The 23,240-nt window shown below is 60.6% G+C and carries 23 protein-coding genes; 12 read left to right on the top strand and 11 right to left on the bottom strand.

Features of this window, described 5'->3' with window-relative positions:
* Positions 1-5: 5 nt before the first annotated feature.
* Genes BFW87_RS30465 through BFW87_RS30450 form a run of 4 tightly spaced genes read left to right on the top strand, consistent with a single transcriptional unit; the run spans position 6 to position 4,695 of the window.
* Entirely contained in the window at positions 6-479 is a 474-nt protein-coding gene (locus BFW87_RS30465) for a MarR family winged helix-turn-helix transcriptional regulator (RefSeq protein WP_078743416.1), read from the top strand.
* Positions 476-1,933 carry an efflux transporter outer membrane subunit gene (locus BFW87_RS30460; RefSeq protein ID WP_078743415.1) on the top strand — a complete coding sequence of 486 codons (1,458 nt, stop codon included), beginning with the start codon at positions 476-478 and terminating at the stop codon, positions 1,931-1,933. The genes BFW87_RS30465 and BFW87_RS30460 overlap by 4 nt, the downstream gene beginning before the upstream one ends.
* A gap of 15 nt (positions 1,934-1,948) precedes the next feature.
* Positions 1,949-3,166 carry an efflux RND transporter periplasmic adaptor subunit gene (locus BFW87_RS30455; RefSeq protein WP_078743414.1) on the top strand — a complete coding sequence of 406 codons (1,218 nt, stop codon included), beginning with the start codon at positions 1,949-1,951 and terminating at the stop codon, positions 3,164-3,166.
* Positions 3,166-4,695 (top strand): DHA2 family efflux MFS transporter permease subunit, encoded by a 1,530-nt coding sequence (locus BFW87_RS30450; RefSeq protein ID WP_078743413.1) that lies wholly within the window; start codon positions 3,166-3,168, stop codon positions 4,693-4,695. The genes BFW87_RS30455 and BFW87_RS30450 overlap by 1 nt, the downstream gene beginning before the upstream one ends.
* Before the next feature lie 129 nt (positions 4,696-4,824).
* Here BFW87_RS30450 and lpxH read toward each other — a convergent pair whose 3' ends face one another.
* Both lpxH and BFW87_RS30440 read right to left on the bottom strand, forming a co-directional pair.
* A complete protein-coding gene (gene lpxH / locus BFW87_RS30445; protein WP_078743412.1) occupies positions 4,825-5,562 on the bottom strand; it encodes a UDP-2,3-diacylglucosamine diphosphatase in 738 nt (245 codons plus the stop codon).
* Positions 5,559-6,062, bottom strand: a complete 504-nt coding sequence (locus BFW87_RS30440) for a peptidylprolyl isomerase (RefSeq protein ID WP_016977438.1) — start codon at positions 6,060-6,062, stop codon at positions 5,559-5,561. Before BFW87_RS30440 ends, lpxH begins: the two co-directional genes overlap by 4 nt.
* 247 nt (positions 6,063-6,309) lie before the next feature.
* On the opposite strand from BFW87_RS30440, the gene BFW87_RS30435 reads away from it, so the two are divergent.
* Positions 6,310-8,010 carry a glutamine--tRNA ligase/YqeY domain fusion protein gene (locus tag BFW87_RS30435; RefSeq protein WP_078743411.1) on the top strand — a complete coding sequence of 567 codons (1,701 nt, stop codon included), beginning with the start codon at positions 6,310-6,312 and terminating at the stop codon, positions 8,008-8,010.
* Between the two features lie 19 nt (positions 8,011-8,029).
* Complete coding sequence (gene cysS / locus BFW87_RS30430) at positions 8,030-9,418, top strand: cysteine--tRNA ligase (protein WP_078743410.1); 1,389 nt, start codon at positions 8,030-8,032, stop codon at positions 9,416-9,418.
* 190 nt (positions 9,419-9,608) lie between these two features.
* Here cysS and BFW87_RS30425 read toward each other — a convergent pair whose 3' ends face one another.
* Positions 9,609-9,932: a DUF6124 family protein gene (locus BFW87_RS30425; RefSeq protein ID WP_078743409.1), complete on the bottom strand. Its 324-nt coding sequence runs from the start codon at positions 9,930-9,932 to the stop codon at positions 9,609-9,611.
* 598 nt (positions 9,933-10,530) lie between these two features.
* Here BFW87_RS30425 and BFW87_RS30420 point away from each other — a divergent pair.
* Entirely contained in the window at positions 10,531-10,857 is a 327-nt protein-coding gene (locus BFW87_RS30420) for a nuclear transport factor 2 family protein (protein WP_078743408.1), read from the top strand.
* Complete coding sequence (locus tag BFW87_RS30415) at positions 10,854-11,636, top strand: SDR family oxidoreductase (RefSeq protein ID WP_078743407.1); 783 nt, start codon at positions 10,854-10,856, stop codon at positions 11,634-11,636. Before BFW87_RS30420 ends, BFW87_RS30415 begins: the two co-directional genes overlap by 4 nt.
* Here the strand turns inward: BFW87_RS30415 and BFW87_RS30410 are convergent.
* Complete coding sequence (locus BFW87_RS30410) at positions 11,633-11,962, bottom strand: winged helix-turn-helix transcriptional regulator (protein WP_078743406.1); 330 nt, start codon at positions 11,960-11,962, stop codon at positions 11,633-11,635. The two genes, BFW87_RS30415 and BFW87_RS30410, sit on opposite strands and share 4 nt — an antisense overlap.
* A 700-nt stretch (positions 11,963-12,662) precedes the next feature.
* Here BFW87_RS30410 and BFW87_RS32425 point away from each other — a divergent pair.
* Positions 12,663-13,265 carry a hypothetical protein gene (locus BFW87_RS32425; protein ID WP_254865977.1) on the top strand — a complete coding sequence of 201 codons (603 nt, stop codon included), beginning with the start codon at positions 12,663-12,665 and terminating at the stop codon, positions 13,263-13,265.
* A gap of 205 nt (positions 13,266-13,470) precedes the next feature.
* The gene (locus tag BFW87_RS30400) at positions 13,471-13,929 is read left to right on the top strand and encodes an HIT family protein (RefSeq protein ID WP_078743404.1); all 459 of its coding nucleotides are present in this window, start codon (positions 13,471-13,473) and stop codon (positions 13,927-13,929) included.
* A gap of 124 nt (positions 13,930-14,053) precedes the next feature.
* Here the strand turns inward: BFW87_RS30400 and BFW87_RS30395 are convergent, their stop codons facing one another.
* From BFW87_RS30395 to BFW87_RS30365, 7 genes are all read right to left on the bottom strand, one after another.
* Entirely contained in the window at positions 14,054-14,392 is a 339-nt protein-coding gene (locus BFW87_RS30395) for a Na+/H+ antiporter subunit G (RefSeq protein ID WP_016969635.1), read from the bottom strand.
* Complete coding sequence (locus BFW87_RS30390; RefSeq protein ID WP_017527140.1) at positions 14,389-14,667, bottom strand: K+/H+ antiporter subunit F; 279 nt, start codon at positions 14,665-14,667, stop codon at positions 14,389-14,391. Before BFW87_RS30390 ends, BFW87_RS30395 begins: the two co-directional genes overlap by 4 nt.
* Positions 14,664-15,152 (bottom strand): Na+/H+ antiporter subunit E, encoded by a 489-nt coding sequence (locus BFW87_RS30385; RefSeq protein WP_078743403.1) that lies wholly within the window; start codon positions 15,150-15,152, stop codon positions 14,664-14,666. Before BFW87_RS30385 ends, BFW87_RS30390 begins: the two co-directional genes overlap by 4 nt.
* On the bottom strand, positions 15,149-16,831 hold the full coding sequence (locus BFW87_RS30380; RefSeq protein WP_078743402.1) for a monovalent cation/H+ antiporter subunit D: 1,683 nt from the start codon (positions 16,829-16,831) through the stop codon (positions 15,149-15,151). Before BFW87_RS30380 ends, BFW87_RS30385 begins: the two co-directional genes overlap by 4 nt.
* Positions 16,828-17,172, bottom strand: coding sequence for a Na+/H+ antiporter subunit C (locus tag BFW87_RS30375; protein ID WP_003192163.1), 345 nt, complete (start codon positions 17,170-17,172; stop codon positions 16,828-16,830). Before BFW87_RS30375 ends, BFW87_RS30380 begins: the two co-directional genes overlap by 4 nt.
* Positions 17,172-20,093: a monovalent cation/H+ antiporter subunit A gene (locus tag BFW87_RS30370; protein WP_078743401.1), complete on the bottom strand. Its 2,922-nt coding sequence runs from the start codon at positions 20,091-20,093 to the stop codon at positions 17,172-17,174. The genes BFW87_RS30375 and BFW87_RS30370 overlap by 1 nt, the downstream gene beginning before the upstream one ends.
* A gap of 207 nt (positions 20,094-20,300) precedes the next feature.
* Complete coding sequence (locus BFW87_RS30365; protein WP_078743400.1) at positions 20,301-21,227, bottom strand: DMT family transporter; 927 nt, start codon at positions 21,225-21,227, stop codon at positions 20,301-20,303.
* A 92-nt stretch (positions 21,228-21,319) separates the two neighbouring features.
* Between BFW87_RS30365 and BFW87_RS30360 the strand changes: the two genes are divergently transcribed.
* Positions 21,320-21,883 carry a helix-turn-helix domain-containing protein gene (locus BFW87_RS30360; RefSeq protein WP_078743399.1) on the top strand — a complete coding sequence of 188 codons (564 nt, stop codon included), beginning with the start codon at positions 21,320-21,322 and terminating at the stop codon, positions 21,881-21,883.
* Positions 21,884-22,037: 154 nt separating this feature from the next.
* A complete protein-coding gene (locus tag BFW87_RS30355) occupies positions 22,038-23,234 on the top strand; it encodes an SfnB family sulfur acquisition oxidoreductase (RefSeq protein ID WP_078743398.1) in 1,197 nt (398 codons plus the stop codon).
* Positions 23,235-23,240 lie beyond the last annotated feature (6 nt).

Genomic DNA, 23,240 nt, shown 5'->3' with positions numbered 1-23,240 from the left:
TTCCGATGACTCACTACACCCCTGACAGCTTCCGCGATTGCCACCTCGGCCTGTTGCTGGGCCGGGCGGCGCTGCTCAAGGACCGCATTATCGACACCCATATGGAACCCCACGGCGTCACCGCCGCGCAGTTCAAGGTGTTGATCATCATCTCCCAGTTCGACATCGACACCCCGGCCGAGCTGTGCCGCAACCTGTCCCTGGACAGCGGTTCGATGACGCGCATGCTCGACCGACTGGAGCAAAAGGGCCTGCTGGCGCGCAAACGTTCCGAGTCAGACCGACGCCAAGTGCAACTTGTGCTGACCTCAGACGGCCAACGCCTGGCAGACATGCTGCCGCACATCGGCGCGCAGTCGATGAACGAGTTGGCCGGTGCCCTGGCGCCCGGTGAGTTGCAAACCCTGGAAGCCATCCTCACGAAAATTCTGGTAGCTGCCGGTGACGCCATCGTCATCCAGCGGGTAGGTAATCAATGAACACACGCGCACTCAGCCTGGTGCTGGTGGCGATGACGCTGGCCGGTTGTGCCAACTTCAGCGGCCTCGATACCCAGGGCAAACGCCTCGACGCCAATACCCTGCAAACCGGCAAGTCCTTGAGCGGCGTGACGCTGTCGAACGCGGCCTGGCCGAGCGCCGATTGGTGGAAAAGCCTGGGCGACCCGCAGCTCGACAGTTTGATCGCCGAAGCCTTGCAAAACAGCCCGGACATGCAAGTCGCCAGCGCCCGTGCCCATCAGGCCGAAGCCGCCGCCTATGCCGCCAACGCCGCACGCCTGCCGACACTGGACGCCAGCGCCGGCGTGAGCCGTTCGCGCCTCGCCAAGGATCAGGACCCGTTGGGGCAGGGCGACGCCTACGCCACCGTGCGTAACATTGGCGCCAGCTTCAATTACAACTTCGACCTCTGGGGTGGCCAGCGCGCTGCCTGGGAAGCGGCGTTGGGCGAGGCCCGCGCAGCCGAAGTCGATCAACAAGCCGCACGCCTGACCCTGGCCGCCAACGTGGCCAAGGCCTACAGCGATTTGGGTCAGGCGCATATCGTGCGTGACCTGGCGAATGACGACCTCAAGCGCACCCGTCAGATGCTCGATTTGAGCAAACGTCGCCTGAGCTCCGGCATCGACAGCGAATACCAGTACCAGCAGACCGAAAGCCTGGAAGCCAGCTCTCAGTCGCAACTGATCGACGCAGAGAAACAGCTGCAGAGCGCCAAGATCACTTTGGCCGTGTTGCTCGGCAAAGGCCCGGACCGTGGCAGTGAGCTGGTGCGCCCGAACGTGCTGAAACCGAGCGCCGTAGCGGTGCCGTCGGTACTGCCCGCCGAGTTGCTGGGCCGTCGCCCGGACCTGATCGCCGCACGTTGGCGCGTGGAGGCGGCGAGCAAAAACGTCGCTGCGAGCAAAACCCGCTTCTACCCCAACCTCAATCTGAGCGCGAGCGCCGGGGCGGAGTCTTTGTTGGGTGATGCGATGTTTGGCTCGGCCAGCCGCTTCTTCAGCATTGCGCCGACCATCTCGTTGCCGATTTTCGACGGTGGCCGCCTGCGTGCCGACCTCGATGCGCGCGATGCCGATTACGACCTGGCCGTGGCGCAGTACAACAAGACCCTGGTGCAAGCCCTGGGTGATATCGGCAACAGCCTGGTGCAGTTGCGCGAAACCGGGCGGCAAATCCAGGCGCAACAACATGCCGCGGACATCGCCCAGCAGTCCTACGACACCGGCGTGCAGCGTTACAGCTCAGGCATCGGTAACTACCTGGACGTGCTCAGCATCGAGCAGCAATTGCTGCAGGCCCAGCGTCAGCTGGCGACGCTGAATGCCGCGCAAATCGATCTGTCGATTCAATTGATGCAAGCACTGGGTGGCGGCTTTAACGCCGATAACGTGGCTGTGACCACGACCCGTCCCGCCACCCGTACGGAATAATTTGAGGTATTTGTCATGGCCACTGCCGACAGCAACAAAACAAACGAACAACCGAAAGAGCAACCCAAAGAAGACAGCAACCCGCGTAAACGCAAGGTCCTGCTGATCGGCCTGGCGCTGATCGTCATCCTCTGCGGTGTGGGCGTATGGGGCTGGTATGAATTTTACGGGCGCTTCAGCGAAAGCACCGACGACGCCTACGTGAACGGCAACGTGGTGGAAATCACGCCGCTGGTTACCGGCACCGTGGTCAGCATCGGCGCGGATGATGGCGACCTGGTCCATGAAGGCCAGGTGTTGATCAATTTCGACCCGAACGATGCCGCAGTCGGCCTGCAAAGTGCCCAGGCCAATCTGGCGCGCACCGTGCGTCAGGTACGTGGTTTGTACAGCAACGTCGATGGCATGAAAGCCCAGGTCAATGCACAGAAAGCCGACGTGCAAACCGCCCAGGACAATTTCAACCGGCGTAAAACCCTGGCCCAGGGCGGGGCGATTTCCCAGGAAGAACTGTCCCACGCCCGTGACAGCCTGACGGCGGCGAAGAATGCGTTGACCAACCTTGAGCAACAATTGAAAACCACCAATGCATTGGTGGATGACACGGTGATTTCGTCGCACCCGGATGTGCAGGCGGCCGCTGCGCAACTGCGTCAGGCTTACCTGACCAACGCGCGCAGCACCTTGATCGCGCCGGTGACCGGCTATGTGGCCAAGCGCACCGTGCAATTGGGCCAGCGTGTGCAGCCGGGTACCGCGCTGATGGCGGTGATCCCGCTGAACCAGCTGTGGATCGACGCCAACTTCAAGGAAACCCAACTGCGCGACATGCGCATCGGCCAGCCGGTGGACATCGAAGCCGACATCTACGGCAGCGACGTGAAGTTCACCGGCACCGTCGACAGCCTCGGCGCCGGCACCGGCAGCGCGTTTGCCCTGCTGCCTGCGCAGAACGCCACAGGTAACTGGATCAAGATCGTGCAACGGGTGCCGGTGCGCATCCACGTGAATGCTGATGAATTGGCCAAGAACCCGCTGCGCGTGGGCTTGAGCACGGTGGTCAAGGTTGACCTGCACGACCAGAGCGGCCCGGTGCTGGCACAACAGGCGCCGCAGAAAGCGTCGTTCACCACCAATGTGTATGACCGCCAACTGGCCGAAGCCGACGCCATGATCACGCAGTTGATTCATGACAACAGCAGTGCCGTGGCTCCCAAGGCTGCGCAACGCTAATGAGCAATAACGCCTCCTTCACGCCACCCAGCCTGTTGATGGCCACTATTGGCCTGTCGCTGGCGACCTTTATGCAGGTGCTCGACACCACCATCGCCAACGTGGCGCTGCCGACCATTTCCGGCAACCTGGGCGTGAGTTCGGAGCAGGGCACCTGGGTCATCACCTCGTTTGCGGTGAGTAACGCCATTGCCTTGCCGCTGACCGGCTGGTTGAGCCGCCGGTTCGGCGAGGTGAAGCTGTTTCTGTGGGCGACGATACTGTTTGTACTGGCGTCGTTTCTCTGTGGTATTTCCACCTCGATGCCCGAGCTGATCGGCTTCCGGGTGCTGCAAGGCTTGGTGGCGGGGCCGTTGTACCCGATGACCCAGACCTTGCTGATCGCGGTCTACCCGCCCGCGAGGCGTGGCATGGCCCTGGCGTTGCTGGCGATGGTCACGGTGGTGGCGCCGATCGCCGGGCCGATTCTTGGCGGCTGGATCACCGACAGCTACAGCTGGCCGTGGATTTTCTTCATTAACGTGCCCATTGGGATCTTTGCGGTTATGGTGGTGCGTTCGCAACTGAAAAAACGCCCGGTGGTTACCAGTTACCAGCCGATGGATTACGTCGGGCTGTTGAGTTTGATCGTGGGTGTCGGCGCCTTGCAGATCATCCTCGACAAGGGCAACGACCTGGACTGGTTCGAATCCAACTTCATCATCATCGGTGCGGCAATTTCGGTGGTTGCCCTGGCGGTGTTCATCATTTGGGAGATGACCGACAAGCACCCGGTGGTCAACCTGCGCCTGTTTGCGTATCGCAACTTCCGTATCGGCACCATCGTGTTGATTCTGGGTTATGCGGGGTTCTTCGGCATCAACCTGATCCTGCCGCAATGGCTGCAAACCCAGATGGGCTACACCGCCACCTGGGCTGGCCTTGCAGTGGCGCCGATCGGCATTCTGCCGGTGCTGATGTCGCCGTTTGTCGGCAAGTACGCGCACAAGTTCGACCTGCGCCTGCTGGCAGGCCTGGCCTTCCTGGCGATTGGTTTGAGCTGCTTTATGCGAGCGGGCTTCACCAATCAGGTGGACTTCCAGCACATCGCCCTGGTGCAGCTCTTCATGGGGATCGGCGTGGCGCTGTTCTTTATGCCGACCTTGAGCATCCTGATGTCCGACCTGCCACCGGCGCAGATTGCCGACGGTGCGGGCCTGGCAACCTTCCTGCGGACCCTGGGCGGCAGCTTTGCGGCGTCGCTCACCACCTGGATCTGGATTCGCCGGGCGGACCAGCACCATGCGTATATGAGCGAGAACATGACCACCTACGACTCGGCGACCCGCGATGCCTTGCAGGCGCTGGGTGGTGCGGGGCAGAAGGCGTATGCGCAGCTGGATCAAATCCTCACCAGCCAGGCGTACATGATGTCCACCGTGGATTACTTCACGCTGCTGGGGTGGATGTTCATGGGCTTGATGTTGCTGGTGTGGCTGGCGAAACCGCCGTTCGGTGCCAAGGCCGGGCCGGAGGCCTCTGGCCACTGATCAATCAAGTTTGCAATGATCGTTCCCACGCTCCGCGTGGGAACGCCACCCGGGACGCTCTGCGTCCGCTCTTGAGGGTCGTGACGCGGAGCGTCACAGGATGCATTCCCACGCGGAGCGTGGGAACGATCAGTTCAGTAGAAGGGGAGCGAAGTCAAACGCCGCCAACTGAAACCCTTGCTCATCCACCTGCAACGCCCAGCCCTGCTTATCCCAGTCCCCCAGCACAATGCGCTTGGCCGCCTGGTCACCAATCTGCAACTTATGAATGGCCGGGCGGTGGGTGTGGCCGTGGACCAGCGTACGCACGCCGAACTGCTGCATCACCCGCGGCACTTCCTCGGGCGTCACGTCGACAATGTCGTTGGCTTTCATGCGTGTCTGCGCACGGCTCTCGCTGCGCAACTTGCGCGCCAGTTTGTGGCGGGTGCTTAGCGGAAGGTGGCGCAGGATAAACAGTACAAGCGGGTTACGCAGAATGCGCCGCAGCTTCATATAGCCGACGTCGCGGGTGCAGAGGCTGTCGCCGTGCATCAACAGCACGGGCTCGCCATACAACTGCACGACACTCGGGTCCTTGAGCAAGGTCGCGCCTGCTGCTTTGCAGAACGCCTTGCCGATCAGGAAGTCTCGGTTGCCATGCATGATGAAAATCGGGGTGCCGCTGTCGCTCAGCTCGCGTAGAGCTGCGCCAATCGAACGCTGGAACGGTGTCATCCCATCGTCGCCAATCCAGGCTTCAAAGAAGTCCCCCAGAATGTACAACGCCTGGGCGCCACGGGCGCGGCCGTGGAGCAAATCCAGAAACGCCCGGGTGATGTCCGGGCGCTCCTCTTCCAGATGCAAATCTGAAATCAGTAATATCACCCAACGATCTCGGCTTTCTCGACGATAACGTCTTCTACCGGAACGTCCTGGTGACCGGCTTTACCGGTGGTCTGTACGCCTTTGATCTTGTCAACGACGTCCTGGCCTTCGGTGACTTTACCGAATACCGCGTAGCCCCAGCCCTGCACGTTCTTGCCGCTGTGGTTCAGGAAGGCGTTGTCGGCCACGTTGATGAAGAACTGCGCGGAGGCCGAATGCGGCTCCATGGTACGGGCCATGGCGACGGTGTACTTGTCGTTGGAAAGGCCGTTGTCCGCTTCGTTCTGGATGCTTGGGCGCTTGTCTTTCTTTTCTTTCATGCCAGGCTCGAAACCGCCGCCCTGGACCATGAAGTTACCGATCACACGGTGGAAAACAGTGTTTTCGTAGTGGCCGGCGTTCACGTACTCGATGAAGTTGGCGACGGTGATCGGCGCTTTCTCGGCGTTCAGTTCGATGACGATGTCACCGTGGTTGGTGGTCAGTTTGACTTGAGTCATGGTCGTTTCTCTTTCAAGGAATTCGTGGGTGTGGACGCCGAAGCGCCTTACCGGTTTGGCGAAACTTCAGCCAAGGGGCGCAGTTTAGCGTGCCCGGCAGGAATTTCGAGGTGGTTTTTTACCGCCGGTGCATTAAATGCAGCAGTTTTCGGCCGCGCTCTGTCAGGCGGTTGACAGCTTCGGCTATGATAAGCCCTTTGTTTTATCTGGCCCCAACCGGCCACGAACCTGTCTGTTCAAGGATCCTATGAGCAAGCCCACTGTCGACCCTACCTCGAATTCCAAGGCCGGACCTGCTGTCCCGGTCAATTTCCTGCGCCCGATCATCCAGGCGGACCTGGATTCGGGCAAGCACACGCAGATCGTCACCCGCTTCCCGCCAGAGCCCAACGGCTACCTGCACATCGGTCACGCCAAGTCGATCTGTGTGAACTTCGGTCTGGCCCAGGAATTCGGTGGCGTCACGCACCTGCGTTTCGACGACACCAACCCGGCCAAGGAAGACCAGGAATACATCGACGCCATTGAAAGCGACATCAAGTGGCTGGGCTTCGAATGGTCCGGTGAAGTGCGCTATGCGTCCAAGTATTTCGACCAGTTGTTCGACTGGGCCGTCGAGCTGATCAAGGCCGGCAAGGCCTACGTCGATGACCTGAGCCCGGAACAGGCCAAGGAATACCGTGGCACCCTGACCGAGCCGGGCAAGAACAGTCCGTTCCGCGACCGTTCGGTAGAAGAGAACCTCGACTGGTTCGCCCGCATGCGCGCCGGTGAGTTCCCGGACGGCGCTCGTGTGCTGCGCGCCAAGATAGACATGGCCTCGCCGAACATGAACCTGCGCGACCCGATCATGTACCGCATCCGCCACGCCCATCACCATCAAACCGGTGACAAGTGGTGCATCTACCCGAACTACGACTTTACCCACGGTCAGTCGGACGCCATCGAAGGCATCACCCACTCCATCTGCACCCTGGAGTTCGAAAGCCATCGCCCACTGTACGAGTGGTTCCTGGACAGCCTGCCGGTACCGGCGCACCCGCGTCAGTACGAATTCAGCCGCCTGAACCTGAACTACACCATCACCAGCAAGCGCAAACTCAAGCAGTTGGTTGATGAGAAACACGTGTTTGGCTGGGACGACCCGCGCATGTCGACGCTGTCGGGCTTCCGCCGCCGTGGCTACACGCCGGCGTCGATCCGCAACTTCTGCGACATGGTCGGCACCAACCGCTCCGATGGTGTGGTTGACTTCGGCATGCTCGAATTCAGCATCCGCCAGGACCTCGACGCGAACGCGCCGCGCGCCATGTGCGTGCTGCGTCCGTTGAAAGTCGTGATCACCAACTACCCGGAAGACCAGGTCGAAAACCTCGAACTGCCGCGTCATCCGCAGAAAGAAGAACTCGGCGTGCGCAAGCTGCCGTTTGCCCGTGAAATCTACATCGACCGTGATGACTTCATGGAAGAGCCGCCGAAGGGCTACAAGCGCCTGGAGCCGAACGGCGAAGTGCGCCTGCGCGGCAGCTACGTGATCCGCGCCGACGAAGCGATCAAGGACGCCGATGGCAACATCGTCGAACTGCGCTGCTCCTACGACCCGGAAACCCTCGGCAAGAACCCTGAGGGCCGCAAGGTCAAAGGCGTGGTTCACTGGGTGCCGGCCGCTGCCAGCATCGAGTGTGAAGTGCGCTTGTACGATCGCCTGTTCCGCTCGCCGAACCCTGAAAAGGCCGAAGACAGCGCAAGTTTCCTCGACAACATCAACCCTGACTCCCTGCAAGTACTCACTGGTTGTCGTGCCGAGCCATCGCTTGGCGACGCACAGCCGGAAGACCGTTTCCAGTTCGAGCGCGAAGGTTACTTCTGCGCGGATATCAAGGACTCGAAACCTGGTCAGCCGGTATTCAACCGTACCGTGACCTTGCGTGATTCGTGGGGCCAGTGATTCAGTCTAAGGAATTGTCGTGCTAACGATCTACAACACACTCAGCAAGACCAAAGAAGTCTTCAAGCCGCTGGATGGCAACAAGGTGCGCATGTACGTGTGCGGCATGACCGTGTACGACTACTGCCACATCGGCCACGGCCGCAGCATGGTTGCCTTCGACCTGGTGACCCGCTGGTTGCGCTTCAGCGGCTATGACTTGACGTATGTGCGCAACATCACCGACATCGACGACAAGATCATCAATCGCGCCAATGAAAACGGCGAGTCGTTCGACGCACTGACCGAGCGCATGATTGCGGCGATGCACGAGGACGAGGCGCGCCTCAACATCCTCAAGCCGGACATGGAACCGCGCGCCACGGATCACATTCCGGGCATGCACGCGATGATCCAGACCCTGATCGACAAGGGTTACGCCTACGCCCCGGGCAATGGCGACGTGTACTACCGCGTCGCCAAGTTCATGGGCTACGGCAAGCTGTCGCGCAAGAAAATCGAAGACCTGCGCATCGGCGCACGGATCGAAGTCGACGAAGCCAAGCAAGACCCGCTCGACTTCGTGCTGTGGAAAGGCACCAAGCCGGGCGAGCCGAGCTGGGAGTCGCCCTGGGGCGCCGGGCGTCCGGGCTGGCACATCGAATGCTCGGTGATGTCCACCTGCTGCCTGGGCGAGACCTTCGACATTCATGGCGGCGGCAGCGACCTCGAGTTCCCGCACCACGAAAACGAAATCGCCCAGAGCGAAGCCGCCACCGGCAAGACCTACGCCAACGCCTGGATGCACTGCGGCATGATCCGCATCAATGGCGAGAAGATGTCCAAGTCCTTGAACAACTTCTTCACCATTCGCGACGTGCTGGAAAAGTATCACCCGGAAGTGGTGCGGTATTTGTTGGTGTCGAGCCACTACCGCAGCGCCATCAACTATTCGGAAGATAACCTCAAGGACGCCAAAGGCGCTCTGGAGCGGTTCTACCATGCGTTGAAAGGCCTGCCATCCGTGGCGCCGGCGGGCGGTGAGGCGTTTATTGAGCGCTTTACCCAGGTGATGAACGACGACTTCGGTACGCCGGAAGCGTGTGCGGTGCTGTTTGAGATGGTGCGTGAGATCAACCGGTTGCGTGAGAGTGATCTCGACGCGGCCGCTGGCCTTGCTGCCCGCTTGAAAGAACTGGCGAGCGTGCTGGGTGTGTTGCAGATGGAAGCCGATGACTTCCTGCAAGCCGGCGCTGAAGGGCGTGTGGATTCGGCTGAAGTGGATGCGTTGATTCAGGCGCGTTTGACTGCTCGGGCGAACAAGGACTGGGCGGAGTCTGACCGGATTCGTGACCAACTGACCGCGATGGGTGTGGTGTTGGAAGACGGGAAGGGTGGGACGACGTGGCGGTTGGCTGATCAAGCCTGATCGGTAGACGCTGAATAAAAAACGCCCCGACTGGTTCGGGGCGTTTTTTTGTGCACCGCTTTAACGGCTCACTCTATCCACTGTGGGAGCTGGCTTGCCTGCGATAGCGGTGTGCCAGTCACCAAAAGGCTGGCTGATAGACCGCTATCGCAGGCAAGCCAGCTCCCACATTTTTTTACCTTGTTCGCCTTCAGGCCTGATTGAGGGTCAGTGCCTTCTCGACCAATAACTGGATCCCCTCCAGCATTCGGGAAATCCCCAGCGCCACGCTGCGAGGATTGCCGTCAATCTCAAAAGCCAGATGGCTTGCCAGCGCTTGTACGGATGCAAGATCATCCGATGCGTTGACCAACAGTGTCTCGACGTCTAATCCTTCACGCACAGTAAACACGCCGTAGCCCTCAGCAGACGGCTCTAGTTTCTCGGACGAATTCAGATAATAGTTGATCGCTCGATGAGCTGCGGCGTGAAGCGAGGATGAATCCAGCGGCGGATTCGGACTGTCTTTAATCATGGCGAAGCTCCTAGAGTGTTGGAGCCACTACCCATCGCTGCGAAACGATACCCGGGTGGCAGCTGTACGCAGGTTCGCAGACCGGGACTCTAGGCACCCGGCATACCCGAAGGTATCCCGCGCACAGCCGCCATAACATCAGGCATAAAAAAGCGCCCGCTATCTTTAGGTGGACGCTGTGCGTCTAGAGTTTAACCGGGCTGCGAAACCCGGTCGCTGAATTTGCAGCGACCGCCGAAGATTAGGGGGCCATCTTCCGACGAGCAACCCTAAAATACTGTCGGAAATTTCAGGGAGTCAATGCTTTAACATTGACCTTTCCCATGCTCTGCGTGGGAATGCATCCATGACGCTCCGCGTCACCCCTGCGCAGGGCTTGAGTCTCGTCTCAGAGATCACATCCACATGTGGGAACGGGCTCGCTTATGTACTGCTCGTTTTAAAATGCCGAAAAAATCTTTGCATTGTCGATCTGCAGCCAGCCCGCTGAATTCAAGCACTTACTTTTCAGTAAGCCCATAACCTTTTCGTGCGTTCTTGTAGGCTGTCCGCGCCGTTCCTATCCTGAGTACCTACCGATCATTCAGGAACACCGCTCATGGCCCTCACGCTCCCCGCGCCCATCGCCCGTTACTTTGCCGCAGACGCCACGGAGGGCGCCGACTTGACTCAATGCTTTACCCCGAACGCCGTGGTCAAGGACGAGGGCCATACCTACACCGGTTTGTCCGCGATTCGGGCCTGGAAGGCCGGCACTGTCAGCCAGTACACCTACACCAGCGAGCCGTTTGCCTGCGAAGTAATAGACGCCAGGATATTGGTAACCAGCCATTTGGTGGGTGACTTCCCCGGCAGCTCGCTGGACCTGCGTTTTTTCTTTGGTCTGGAAGGCGACAAGATCGCTTCACTGGAGATTCTGGTATGAGCTTTGACCTCGGCCTAAAAGGCCTTCGCGCATTGGTGACAGGCGGTACCAAAGGCATCGGCGCTGCGGTGGTGGCCGTGTTGCATGACCAGGGCGTGCAGGTGATATCAGTCGCGCGCTCGGCGGCGGACTCAGCGCCTAACGGTGTGCACTTTATCGCGGCTGACTTGGGTACGGCGGACGGTTGCACACGTGCGACCGACGCCATCCAGGCTGATTTCGGTGGTGTCGATATCATCGTCAACGTGCTCGGCGGCTCCAGCGCGCCAGGCGGCGGGTTTGCGGCGCTGGACGATGAGCAGTGGTCGAGTGCGCTGAACCAGAACCTGCTGGCAGCGGTGCGGGTGGACCGGGCGTTGTTGCCGGGGATGCTGGCGCGTGGGGCAGGGGTGATTATTCATGTCACCTCGATTCAGCGCGAATTGCCGTTGCCGGAGTCGACCACGGCGTATGCCGCTGCCAAGGCCGCGTTGGCAACCTACAGCAAGAGCTTGTCGAAAGAAGTCACGCCCAAAGGTGTGCGGGTGGTGCGCGTCTCCCCAGGTTGGGTGGAAACCGACTCGGCGGTTGCACTGGCGGAACGCCTGGCGCAGGAGGCAGGCACTGATTACGAGGGTGGCAAACAGATCATCATGAAGTCGCTGGGGGGCATTCCTCTCGGGCGTCCCGCCAAGCCAGAGGAAGTCGCCGACTTGATCGCCTTCCTGGTATCGCCGCGCGCCGCTTCGATCAGTGGCACTGAATATGTGATCGACGGTGGCACCGTCCCCACGGTCTAGTTCACGGGCTTGGCGGTGTGCCACTTGAGCAGGCCGTCCAGCACCGGGCACAGGCTCTGGCCCCACTCGGTCATTCGGTACTCCACCTTTGGCGGCACCACCGGGTAAACCGTGCGATGCACCAAGCCATCGGCTTCAAGCTGGCGCAGTTGCTGTGCCAGCATTTTCTGAGAGATATCCGGGATCAACCGCTCAAGGTCCGAATAGCGCTGCACCTGGCCGCCGAACAGGTGGAACAGAATGATCAGCTTCCAGCGGCCATCGAGCCAGTTAAGCGTTGTTTCGACGTCAGCGGCTGCCGCGACAGGGGTGTAGGTTTTGCTCATCGGGTACATCCTTGGGTATTTTAGAAAGTTGCCATTTATTTTGATCCTTCGCTCGCGGGGCGTCGGAACGATCTGGCGGATGTTTTCTGGATGTTATTTCAGCTTGAAGTTTGATGTGTCGGGAAAAACTCCCGCGACTGAGACAGCTATGAGCCTACACAAAGTATGGAACGTTCCGCGTCTGCTTTACCACTGAGCGAGTCAGGGCCCTGTGGGCTTCGTCAATCAGTGGAGAGTGTTGAAGATGTGGAATCCAGGAGTGGCGGTGAGTGGAGGCGCGTTTTACGCGCCAGTCAAGGCGCAACCGGCGCCTGCTACGCTTGCGGCCGATGTTGCTGCAGTGAAACAGCTGGTGAATGAGCTATCTCACGCGAGGCCAGGCTCCAGTACGCAAACGGCTCAACACTTGTCCGGCCGGTTGAAATTGCTCAGGGAGAAGATGGATGGCGGCGCCTCCAGGAATGAACTGAATAAACTGATTCATGCCTTGGACGACTCAATAGCGTCTCACGCCGCTGGCCGTCACACCCTGGCGCAACGGGTGCACGATCAAGGTCATTCGCGCGGTGCTCACCATGGTCGTACGCTCAACCAGCACACACTTCAGAATCCAGGGCGTACGTATAATCCGGCACCCACTCAACCTGTCAGCCAACATGATTATTACACCACCCAGAGCAGTCCTGGCAGGAGACCCGGTGTGGGCAACGAAGCCGGCAATATCTGGAGTGGATTCAGTCAGGGGCCGACCAAGGGGAACTGCATCACGGTTGCGGCCATAAAGGCTGCGATGATGAAGTTTGGCCAGAAACCTGCCGACATTTTCAATCAGGTGAGGGTAGCGGGGGATGGCTACGACGTAGAAATGCGCGATGGTTTCCGGCTTCACCTGTCCAAAAGCGAGTTGGCGCAGGCCGCAAACGTATCTGAATTCAAGGGGAGCGACGCGGCGATGCTGGCTGATGCGCATTTTCTGTATGCCGCCAGCGCCAAACGGGCGCAATGGGAAAATAACGACGGTTATGCCAGAAAGAGCTTTGGCCATGCGTTATACAGCATCAACGACAGCGAACCTGATCGAGCGAATGGCTTACTGCGCCTGGGTCTCAAAGCTCACATTCAGATAACCAGTGTCGCAAACCTTGCGAGGGGCCAATTGGGCGTTGTGACTCACGGCGTTCCCGTCAACGGCCAGATGGTGGGGCATTCCCTCGCCGTGATTAATGGGCGCGAAGAAGTGTGGGGCAGGCAAGGCGGCCATCCGCCAACCAACATTTACGCAAATGCATTGGCGTTGATTTGATAGCGGATTAGCCTGACCGTTTACGCCCCGGCCGGTTCGGGGCGTTTATCAAGACGGAGCGTGTGATGTTCACGATGCAAATTCTTTTTCCTGATTTATGAAGGGCGAACACTACCCAAAATACCCAATTATTTTGACGCAGCGTGAATCGTAGCTTTAGATGGTCGCCACGACCTAAGTCATGATGAAACTGGCGGTAATTTAAATGGATTGTATTTTTTGCAGCATTGTTCAAAAGACCTCCCCAGCCCACATCCTGTGGGAAGACGACCAGCACATGGCCTTCCTCTCGATCTTCCCCAACACCCCGGGTTTCAGCGTGGTAATCCCCAAGCAACACTACGGCAGCTATGCGTTTGCACAGTCGGATGAAGTGCTCGCCGGGCTTGCGGTGGCGGCCAAGAAAACCGCGCTGCAAATTGACCGCGCGTTTCCCGATGTGGCGCGTACAGGGATGATGCTGGAGGGGTATGGGGTGGACCACTTGCATGCGAAGTTGTTTCCCATGCATGGGACGGGCTCGGACAGTGCGTTCAAGCCGTTGAGTTCGAAGGTGGACAAGTTCTTCGAGGCGTATGAGGGCTATATTTCGTCCCATGATCATGTGCGGGCGGACGATGCCGGGTTGGCGGAATTGGCGGCGCACATCCGGTCCTTCGCCTAGCGCAAACCAACTGTGGGAGCTGGCTTGCCTGCGATAGCGGTGTGTCAGTCACCGAAAATGTTGGCTGACCCACCGCTATCGCAGGCAAGCCAGCTCCCACAGTTGCCAGTGTTTACTTCAGGGCTCAGCGGCGGCTGCTGACCTCCGCCGGCACATCATCCCCCGCCATTCGCTTGCGAAACAGCGCCGTACGCGCCAGCAGCAACGTGGTCACCGGCACGGTGATCGACAGCAAAATCGGAATCAACCAGCCGTGCAACACCGGGCCGGATTTGAGCACGGAAAAATAGATAATCGACGCCAGCGCCACACACCATGCGCCCAGTGTCGAGGCCAGTGCCGGGGGGTGCATGCGCTGGAAAAAGTCCTTCATGCGCAACAACCCTACCGCGCCAATCAGCGCAAACACGCTGCTCAGCACCAGCAGCACCGCGACGATCACTTCCACCCATAACGGCATCATTCAATCACCTCGCCACGCAGCAGGAATTTCGCCAGGGCAAACGAGCCGACGAAGCCAAACAGCGCAATCAGCAGCGCCGCTTCAAAGTAGGTGTCACTGGCGTAACGAATGCCGAGCACCAGCATCATCAGCATGGCCAGGATGTACAGGTAATCCAGCGCCAGAACCCGGTCCTGGGCCGACGGGCCTTTGAACAGGCGCACCAGTGTCAGCACCATGGCCAGGGAGAACAGGAACAGGCTGAACAGGATCGCATTGGCGAGCAGGGCGCTCATTCGAAGATCTCCATCAGGGGCCGTTCGTAGTCGTGTTTAAAGTGTTGGATAAACTGCGCTTCATCCTCCAGGTCAAACACGTGCAGCAGCAGAATACTGCGGTCCAGGGCGAGTTCCGACCAGACCGTGCCCGGCGTAACGCTGGTGATCATCGCCAGCACGGCCAGGCCGTTTGCGTCGCGCAGGTCCAGGGGAATTTTGATAAAGCCGGAACGCGGCGGGCGCGAGCCGCAGGTCAGGATGCCCCAGGCCACGGCGAGGTTGGAAATGATCACGTCACGCCCAACCTTGAAGAACAGGCGAATGATAACCCCCGGACGACGGATGCGGATCGGCAACGGCCGCAGCGGCGCCATCAGCAGTGGGGCGAGAAAGCCCAGCACCGCGCCGAGTAATACGTTGCCAGGACTCATGGACAGGTTCAGCACCAGCCACAACAGCCACAATGCCAGCGACAGCCACGGGGCAGGGAACAGGCGCTTCATGGCTGCACCTCCAGCGCCGCGGCCTTGGCTTCAGGGCTCGGGACCGGGCGCGTTGCCATAACCGCCATCACGTAGTTCTCGGGGTTGTTCAGGCTCTGGGCAGTGTCCTGGGTGTAGCGCATCAACGGTTCGGCCTTGAACGTCAGCAGCACGCTGAGGCCGAGCAGGAAGAAGATCGGCACGCACTCATAACGACGCAGCAGTGGCGATGGGCGCTCCTCCGGGGTCCAGAAGCGCTGAATGCCGAGCCGCGCAAACGCGATCAGCGAGGCCAGGCCTGACAGAATCAGCAGCGCCACAAGCCCCCAGGCGGCGGGGCGGATTGGCTCATCCACGGCATTGCCCAAGCCCATGGGATTGACCAGCGCACTCAACAAGCTGAGCTTGCCGATAAACCCGGACAGCGGCGGCATGCCGATAATCAGCAGCGCGCAAGCGACAAAGCTCAAACCTAGGAACGCCATGGTCCACGGGATCACCTGGCCGACCACGGCTTTCTGCTCATCATCAAGGTTCACGCCGGGACGCGGGTGCAGGGATTCCATGGCTTTGGGCAGCGCATCGATCTCTTCATCCAGCGGCAAATCGTTGGCCGAGCGTGAACGCTCGATCAGCTCGGCCAGCAGGAACAGTGCACTCAGTGCCAGCGTCGAGCTGATCAGATAGAACAAGGCGCCAGCGGTCAGGCTGGGCTGCGCGAAACCGACTGACGACAGCAAAATCCCGGCCGACACCAGAATGCTCAGGCTGGCCATACGCTCCAGCCTTTGCGCCGCCACCATCGCCAATGCCGCACAGATAATCGTCGCCATGCCGCCGTACACCAGCCAGTCGCCGCCAAACAGCGCCGAGGCGCCAGCCTGGCCGGAGAACAGCAGCGTCCACAACCGCAGCACGGTGTACACGCCGACTTTGGTCATGATCGCAAACATCGCCGCCACGGGCGCGCTGGCCGAGGAATAGGCGGGCGCCAGCCAGAAGTTCAGCGGCCACATGCCGGCTTTGGCCAGGAATGCGGTGGCGAGGATCGCCGCACCGGCGTGCAGCAGGCCACGGTCAGCCTCCGGCACCAGCGGGATTTTCAGCGCCAGGTCAGCGAAGTTCAGCGTGCCGGTCACGCCATAGATCATCGCCGCGCCAATCAGAAACAGCGACGACGCCAACAGGTTGATCGCGATGTAATGCAGCCCCGACGACACCCGCGCGCGCCCCGAGCCATGCAGCATCAGGCCGTAGGACGCCGCCAGCAGCACCTCGAAGAACACGAACAGGTTGAACAGATCGGCGGTCAGGAAGGCGCCGTACAACCCCATCATCTGGATCTGGAACAGCGCATGGAAACTGGTGCCCGCACGGTCCCAGCGGGCCATCGCAAACAGCAGCGCACTCACACCGATGATCCCGGTCAGCACCAGCATCAGCGCCGACAGTTGGTCCACCACCAGCACAATCCCGAACGGCACTTGCCAGTTGCCCGGCAGGTACACGCCAATCGAGCCGGGGCCGCCTTTTTGCGTCCAGTACAGCAACAGAATCGCGATGCCCAGGCCGAGCATGCTCGAGACCAGATTGATCCGAGCCTTAAGGGGACGGCGCTTTTCGCCCAGCATCAGCATCAAGGCGGCAGTCAGCAGCGGCAGCAGGATCGGCGCGACGATCAGTTGGTTGACCCAATTCATTCCTTGGGCTCCCGACCGTCCACATGGTCCGTGCCGGTCAGGCCGCGGGAGGCCAGCAGCACCACCAGAAACAACGCGGTCATGGCGAAGCTGATCACGATCGCCGTCAGCACCAGCGCCTGGGGCAGTGGGTCGGTGTAATTGAGCAGGTCTTGCGGCACGCCGTCCTTGATGATCGGCTCCTTGCCGATAAACAGGCTGCCCATGCTGAAGATGAACAGGTTGACCCCGTATGACAGCAGGCACAGGCCCATTACTACCTGGAACGTCCGTGGCCGCAGGATCAACCAGACGCCGGAGGCCGCCAGGACCCCAATGGCAATTGCGATGACTTCTTCCATCAGGCGGCTCCTTCCGTAGCGGCAACGGCTTTGGCCTGGTTGCTCGGTTTGTGGGCCCGCACGGATTGGTGGCCGAGGGCGGTGAGCATCAGCAGCGTGGAACCGACGACCATGGCGTACACGCCGACGTCGAAGAACAAGGCGCTGGCGATATGGATATCGCCCAGCAGCGGCACGCTGAAATGCCAGGTGTGGGTAGTCAGGAACGGGTACCCGGCGAACAACGCGCCAAGCCCGGTCAGCGTGGCCGAAAGCAGACCAAAGCCCATCCAGCGCATCGGCCGCAGGCTCATCTGCGCCTCGACCCACTGCGTACCGGCGACCATGTATTGCAGGATAAACGCCACTGACATCACCAGCCCGGCGACAAAACCGCCGCCCGGTTGATTGTGGCCGCGCATGAACAGGTAGAACGACACCACCAGCGCAATCGGCAGCAGCAGGCGCACCAGCACCGCCGGCACCATCATGAAGCCCAGCGCGGTGTCGCTGGCCTGGCGCGGGTTGACCAGATCGGTCGCCACGTCCGGTGCCAATTGGCGTTGTTGCGCCGGCAGCTGCATGCTTTCTTTGGACGGGCGGAAGCGGCGCAGCAGGGCATAGACCGTCAGCGCCACGGCGCCCAGCACGGTAATTTCGCCGAGGGTGTCGAAGCCGCGGAAGTCCACCAGCATGACGTTCACCACGTTGCTGCCGCCGCCTTCAGGCAGGGCGCGGCTCAGGTAGAACGAGGAGATGTCGTTGGGTGTCTGGCGCGTCAGCATCGCATAAGACAACAACGCCATGCCGCCGCCGACCACGGTCGACAACAGAAAGTCACGCAGGCGACGAATGCGCGCCTTGCGCAGCGAACTGGGCAGTGGCGACACTTCTTCGATCCGCCGTGGCAGCCAGCGCAGGCCGAGCAGGATCAGCACGGTGGTGACCACTTCGACCACCAATTGCGTGAGCGCCAGGTCCGGCGCCGAGAACCACACAAAGGTAATGCAGGTCATCAGGCCGCACACGCTGACCATGGTCAGGGCCGCCAGCCGGTGGTACTTGGCTTGCCAGGCGGCGCCCAAGGCACAAGCGATGGCCAGCAGCCACAGAGTGACGAACACAATGGAGCCCGGAATCTTCGGCCGGTCGCCCCAGCTGAGGCCGCTGTTGAGCATCGGAATCAAACCTGCGATCACCGCCGCCAGCACCAGCAGGAACAACTGGGTTTGCAGGCGTTTGGTGCTGATGCGCTTCTCGATCTTGCGCACGCCGCGCATCATCACCACCAGGCAGCGCTCGAAACCGCGCTTGCCGTTGAAGTAGCTGATCAGCGGCGGGTATTTGAAGCGCCCGCGCTTGAGTTGCTTGCGCAGCAGCAGGTACAGCACCACACCGCAACTCATGGCCACCAGGCTCATGATCATCGGCGCGTTCCAGCCGTGCCAGATGGCCAGGCTGTATTCGGGCAGCACACCGCCGACCACCGGTAAGGCCGCGGCGGCGAGAATCGAGCCGACCACCTGGGCCGGGAAAATGCCCACCAGCAAGCAAGTGAACACCAGCAATTCCACCGGCGCGCGCATCCAGCGCGGTGGCTCATGCGGGGTGTGCGGCAGATTGGTGGCGGTAGGGCCGAAGAACACGTCAACGGTAAACCGCAGGGCATAGACCACGCTGAACGTGCCGGCGATGGTCGCGACCACCGGCAGGGCGAATTCCACCCAGGCGGTGGACGAGATAAATACCGTCTCGGCGAAGAACATTTCTTTGGACAGGAAACCGTTCAGCAGCGGCACGCCGGCCATGGCGGCGCTGGCGACCATTGCCAGGGTGGCGGTAAACGGGATCAACCGCACCAACCCGCTGAGCTTGCGGATATCGCGGGTGCCGCTTTCGTGGTCAATGATCCCGGCGGCCATGAACAGCGAAGCCTTGAAGGTCGCGTGGTTGAGGATATGGAACACCGCAGCGACCGCGGCCAGCGGGCTGTTGAGGCCCAAAAGCAGGGTGATCAAGCCAAGGTGGCTGATGGTGGAGTAGGCCAGCAGGCCTTTGAGGTCGTTCTGAAAGATGGCGCAGTAAGCGCCGAGGAGGAGGGTGATGGCGCCGGCGCCGCCGACGATATAGAACCATTCTTCGCTGCCGGACAGCGATGGCCACAGGCGGGCCAACAGGAACACGCCGGCCTTCACCATCGTCGCCGAATGCAGGTACGCCGAAACCGGCGTGGGGGCCGCCATCGCGTGGGGAAGCCAGAAGTGGAACGGGAACTGCGCACTTTTGCTCAAGGCGCCAATCAGCACTAAAGCCAACATCACCGGGTACAGCGAATGCGCGCGAATCTGATCGCCCGCTGCCAGCACCTGGTCCAGGTCATAGCTGCCGACAATATGCCCCAGCAACATCACACCCGCCAGCAGGCACAAACCGCCGGCGCCGGTGACCATCAACGCCATATAGGCGCCGCGTCGCGCATCGGCGCGGTGGTGCCAATAGCCGATCAGCAGGAATGAAAACAGGCTGGTCAGTTCCCAGAAGAACACGATCTGGATCAGGTTGCCGGAGATCACCAGCCCGAGCATGGCGCCCATAAAGGCCAGGAAAAATGCGAAGAAGCGCGGCACCGGATCGTCCGGCGACATGTAGTAGCGCGCATACAACGACACCAGCGTGCCAATGCCCAGCACCAGCAACGAGAACAGCCAGGCGAAACCGTCCATGCGCAACACGAAGTTCAAACCGAGGCTGGGCAACCACATGAATTCTTCGCGGATCACGCCACCGTGGGCGATCTGGGGGTAGAGCAGGGCGACTTGAAGGGTGCCGACCAGGGCCACAAGGCCGGCCAACAGGGATTCGGTGTTACGTGCATTGTGCGGCAGCATGGCCGCCAGACAGCTGCCAACGAATGGCAGAAGCAGTAGAACTATCAGGGACATAGGCTTCTAATCTGCGGGAGTTTGGGATGCATCATACGTGCCGCTTTCTCGATCACCAAACGGCAACATGTGGCAGGATCCTACAAGGTAGGCCGAAACTTCCCATTTGGCATTGTTTCAGCTCAGATCGTTCCCACGCTCTGCGTGGGAATGTATCCCGTGACGCTCTGCGTCACCCTGGCGCAGGACTCCAGTTCGTGCGATCAGTTAGAGGGTTTCTCGTTCCAGCTCGGAAGACCGAGCGGCATCGCGCTGACTGCGTGTCTTCATTTCACTCACGATCACCGCCGCCACAATCAACGCCGCCCCGACCATCGCAATCGGCGGGAAACGTTCCCCGGCGATCCGCCCGACCACGCCAGCCCACACTGGCTCACCGGCATAAATCAACGTGGCGCGGGTCGGCGAAACACTTTGCTGCGCCCAGTTCATCGCGACCTGAATTACCGCACTGGTCAGCCCCAGGCCCACTGCGCTGAACAGCAGCAGCCACGAGAACCCCGGCAATTGCTCGCCCATCGGCACCACCATCATGAACGACAGCACCGAAGCGGTTGCCAATTGCACCACCGTCACCCGGCGTACATCCACTTGCCCGGCGAACGCGCTGATCAAAATAATCTCGGCGGCAATCGCGATCGCGCCGATCAAGGTCGCGATTTCACCCGGGCTGAAATTCAGCGAAGCCCCCGCAGGCCCGGTCAGCAGCATCAACCCGGCAAACGCCAGCATGATGCCAATGCTCGGCATCAACCCCGGGCGACGGCCCAGCACCAGCCATTGCAGCAGCGGCACAAACGGCACGTAGAGCGCGGTAATAAACGCCGACTGGCTGCTCAGGATCGTCTGCAAACCAATCGTCTGCAGGCCGTAGCCAAACATGATCGCCACACCGATAAACATCCCGGCTTTCAATTCGAACAGCGTCAAGTCGCGCAATGTGCGCAAGGAAAAGAAACCCACCACAATCGCCGCCGCGGCAAAGCGCAGGCCCACAAAAAACATCGGGCCGCTGACGGTCATCGCGTGCTGCACCAACAAAAAGGTGCCGCCCCAGATCATGGTGATCACCACCAGGATGCACTCGGCTTTGCTGAAACGGTTGAAACGCGACGGGGAATTCGGGGTGGTCATGGCGGCTCGGTCTTGCAAGGGAAAGGTACGGACCGCACAATGCGGGGCACGCTGGGCAGTATACTGCGCACACCCACCCATTGAGCAATATAGTGCACAAAGAAAATCCACAACGCGCTTCGGTCCTGCAACACGTCAGTCAGAACGTCCGGCGGCTGCGCCATGCTGCGGACCTGAGCCAGACCGCGCTATCGGAAAAATCCGGGGTGAGCCGGCGCATGCTGGTGGCCATCGAAGCGGGTGAAAAGAACGTCAGCCTGTCGACCCTGGACCGTGTCGCCGAAGCCCTGGACGTGGCGTTCAGCGACCTGATCCAGGCCCCGGACGCGCCCGACCATAGCCGTATCAATGAGCTGGCCTGGGCCGGTGAGATTCCCGGCAGCAAGGCGGTATTACTGGCCCGGGCCAATGCACGGCGTGAAGTCGAGTTGTGGGAGATGCAGTTGGAACCCGGCGATCGCTACAGCCCTGATCCCGACCCGGATGGCTGGAGCGTGCAGCTGTTTGTGTTCCAGGGTTGCCTCACACTGCTGGTGGGCGAGGAAGAAAAGCATGTCGCCGCCGGTGAGTTTTATATGTTCGCCAGCCGTCACGTCCATGGCTATCGCAACGACGGCGATGGGCCTGTGCGTTTTGTACGCAACGTGGTGATCTAACTGTTCGCCCGGCAACAGTGGATGGACACTTTGCTGGTTTGAAACGCGCTCTACTGCATTGAATTGCCAGCAACCCGCTGATTTTACTGACGATTAACTTCAGGCACGACTCCTGCAACCACTCCGGTATTCCCTCGGAGCCTGGAGTCGGCCCATGTCAGCCCACCCTCAACACCCTGCCCATATCATCCGCTCGGACGCCGAAGCCATCGAGGTGGCGACCCGCCTGGCCGCACGCTTTGCCGTCGACGCCAGCGTGCGAGACCGCGAGCGTCGTTTGCCGGTAGCCGAACTCGACGAGTTTTCCGCCAGCGGCCTGTGGGGTATCACCATTCCCAAAGCCTACGGTGGCGCCGAAGTTTCTTACGTGACGGTAGCCGAGGTGATCAAGCTGATCTCCGCCGCCGACCCATCACTGGGGCAGATTCCGCAGAACCACTTGGGCGTAGTGGACATCCTCCTGCAAACCGCGACCGAAGCACAAAAGCAGCATTATTTCGGCAAAGTTCTGCAGGGCTACCGCTTCGGCAACGCCTTCTCCGAAGCCAACAGCAAAAACGCCGGCACGTTCGACACGCAGATTCGTTTTGACGGTGACACCGCACACATCAACGGCGAAAAGTTCTACTGCACCGGCGCACTGTTCGCGCACATCGTGCCCACCGTCGGCAATAACGAAAACGACCAGGCGTTTATCGCTTTCGTCGAACGCGATGCGCCAGGGCTCAACGTGATCGACAGCTGGGACGGCTTCGGCCAGCGCACCACCGCCAGCGGCGGCGTGACCCTCGATGGCGTGCGCGTGCCTCTGAGCGCGGTTATTCCGGCTCACCAGGCGTTCGACCAACCCACCGCCAACGGCCCGATTTCACAAATCATCCAGGCCGCTGTCGACACCGGCATCGCCCTCGGCGCGCTCGAACAGGCGAAGATTTACGCCCGCCAGGCGCGCCCGTGGATCGACAGCCAGCAGGATCACGGCTGGCAGGACCCGTTCACCATCGCGGCCATCGGCGACCTGGAATGGCGCGTGCACGGCACCGAAGCCATCCTCGCCAAGGCCGGCAGAGCCGTGGACCGTGCGCTCGCCGAACCCAGCGAAGACACCGTCGCCCAAGCGTCTTTCGTCGTCGCTCAAGCCAAAGTGCTGTCCGCCGAAACCGCCTTGCTCGCCAGCAGCAAACTCTTCGAACTGGCCGGCACCCGTTCGGTCACCGGCAAGCACAACCTCGACCGCTTCTGGCGCAACGCGCGCACCCACACCCTGCACGACCCGGCGCGCTGGAAATACCACCTGATCGGCAACTTCGTGCTCAACGGCGTGAAGCCTGCGCGCCATGCCTGGAACTGAGGAACC

Source organism: Pseudomonas fluorescens (assembly GCF_002022275.1).
Classification (GTDB): Bacteria; Pseudomonadota; Gammaproteobacteria; order Pseudomonadales; family Pseudomonadaceae; genus Aquipseudomonas; species Aquipseudomonas fluorescens_AJ.
This window is presented reverse-complemented; position numbering and strand designations above follow the sequence as displayed.

Bases quoted from the DNA above. Each gene is read 5' to 3' on its own strand.
- BFW87_RS30365 (WP_078743400.1), bottom strand. From the start codon at position 21,227: ATGACCACCCCGAATTCCCCGTCGCGTTTCAACCGTTTCAGCAAAGCC.
- BFW87_RS30440 (WP_016977438.1), bottom strand. From the start codon at position 6,062: ATGACTCAAGTCAAACTGACCACCAACCACGGTGACATCGTCATCGAA.
- BFW87_RS30380 (WP_078743402.1), bottom strand. From the start codon at position 16,831: ATGAATTGGGTCAACCAACTGATCGTCGCGCCGATCCTGCTGCCGCTG.
- BFW87_RS30410 (WP_078743406.1), bottom strand. From the start codon at position 11,962: ATGAGCAAAACCTACACCCCTGTCGCGGCAGCCGCTGACGTCGAAACA.
- BFW87_RS30385 (WP_078743403.1), bottom strand. From the start codon at position 15,152: ATGAAGCGCCTGTTCCCTGCCCCGTGGCTGTCGCTGGCATTGTGGCTG.
- BFW87_RS30415 (WP_078743407.1), top strand. From the start codon at position 10,854: ATGAGCTTTGACCTCGGCCTAAAAGGCCTTCGCGCATTGGTGACAGGC.
- BFW87_RS30420 (WP_078743408.1), top strand. From the start codon at position 10,531: ATGGCCCTCACGCTCCCCGCGCCCATCGCCCGTTACTTTGCCGCAGAC.
- BFW87_RS30425 (WP_078743409.1), bottom strand. From the start codon at position 9,932: ATGATTAAAGACAGTCCGAATCCGCCGCTGGATTCATCCTCGCTTCAC.
- BFW87_RS30400 (WP_078743404.1), top strand. From the start codon at position 13,471: ATGGATTGTATTTTTTGCAGCATTGTTCAAAAGACCTCCCCAGCCCAC.
- BFW87_RS30455 (WP_078743414.1), top strand. From the start codon at position 1,949: ATGGCCACTGCCGACAGCAACAAAACAAACGAACAACCGAAAGAGCAA.
- BFW87_RS30465 (WP_078743416.1), top strand. From the start codon at position 6: ATGACTCACTACACCCCTGACAGCTTCCGCGATTGCCACCTCGGCCTG.
- BFW87_RS30370 (WP_078743401.1), bottom strand. From the start codon at position 20,093: ATGTCCCTGATAGTTCTACTGCTTCTGCCATTCGTTGGCAGCTGTCTG.
- BFW87_RS30460 (WP_078743415.1), top strand. From the start codon at position 476: ATGAACACACGCGCACTCAGCCTGGTGCTGGTGGCGATGACGCTGGCC.
- BFW87_RS30450 (WP_078743413.1), top strand. From the start codon at position 3,166: ATGAGCAATAACGCCTCCTTCACGCCACCCAGCCTGTTGATGGCCACT.
- BFW87_RS30390 (WP_017527140.1), bottom strand. From the start codon at position 14,667: ATGAGCGCCCTGCTCGCCAATGCGATCCTGTTCAGCCTGTTCCTGTTC.
- BFW87_RS30355 (WP_078743398.1), top strand. From the start codon at position 22,038: ATGTCAGCCCACCCTCAACACCCTGCCCATATCATCCGCTCGGACGCC.
- BFW87_RS30395 (WP_016969635.1), bottom strand. From the start codon at position 14,392: ATGATGCCGTTATGGGTGGAAGTGATCGTCGCGGTGCTGCTGGTGCTG.
- BFW87_RS30375 (WP_003192163.1), bottom strand. From the start codon at position 17,172: ATGGAAGAAGTCATCGCAATTGCCATTGGGGTCCTGGCGGCCTCCGGC.
- BFW87_RS30435 (WP_078743411.1), top strand. From the start codon at position 6,310: ATGAGCAAGCCCACTGTCGACCCTACCTCGAATTCCAAGGCCGGACCT.